The organism is Bordetella tumbae (assembly GCF_965139195.1).
GTDB classification, from domain to species: domain Bacteria; phylum Pseudomonadota; class Gammaproteobacteria; order Burkholderiales; family Burkholderiaceae_B; genus Bordetella_A; species Bordetella_A tumbae.
This window is the reverse complement of the sequence record NZ_CBCSJH010000087.1, coordinates 1-478: the sequence shown is the minus strand read 5'-3', so window position 1 is coordinate 478 and position 478 is coordinate 1. Positions and strand designations below refer to the sequence as shown.

Here is a 478-nt window from a genome sequence, read left to right as displayed (position 1 = left end):
CTTCGGTTTCCCTCGCTCGACTCCGAGGCGCGCCAACACGGTCACTGCCCCGCCTCGACTCGCAGAGTCTCTGATTCCCTCGTCGCTGGCACGGGTGGTCTACGTAGGCTTCGTAGGCGATGATTTCTGCAAAGACGAAGATCTTGCAGGGCGGCTATTCATTGGCGCCTACTGGCGCGCCAATGAATAGCGTTTGGGATCTGCATGCGAAGGCTTTGGCATCGGAGGCAAACAGAAGATCTCTCGAGCGACGATTTCTCATAGGCCAGCAGGAGATTGTTCGCTCCACGATTTCGCGACATCCAAAGACGTGCGACTAATCTTCGCATGCATCAACTCTAGCCAAGCAGATCTTCCAAACTGGCACCATGCCTCCCCATCGCATGCCCGGACCGATCGCTATTCGCGCGTGTGCAGGGCACGCGCGAATAGCAGCCCTGCAAGATCTTCTTCTTTGCCAACGGTGCTACAGAAAAAC

General features: G+C 56.5%; 1 protein-coding gene. It reads left to right on the top strand.

The window, feature by feature from the left end:
• Window positions 1–190 (top strand): hypothetical protein (locus ACNA0J_RS29675; RefSeq protein WP_415822611.1); only part of this gene is annotated, 190 nt, incomplete at its 5' end.
• Between the last annotated feature and the right edge of the window lie 288 nt (window positions 191–478).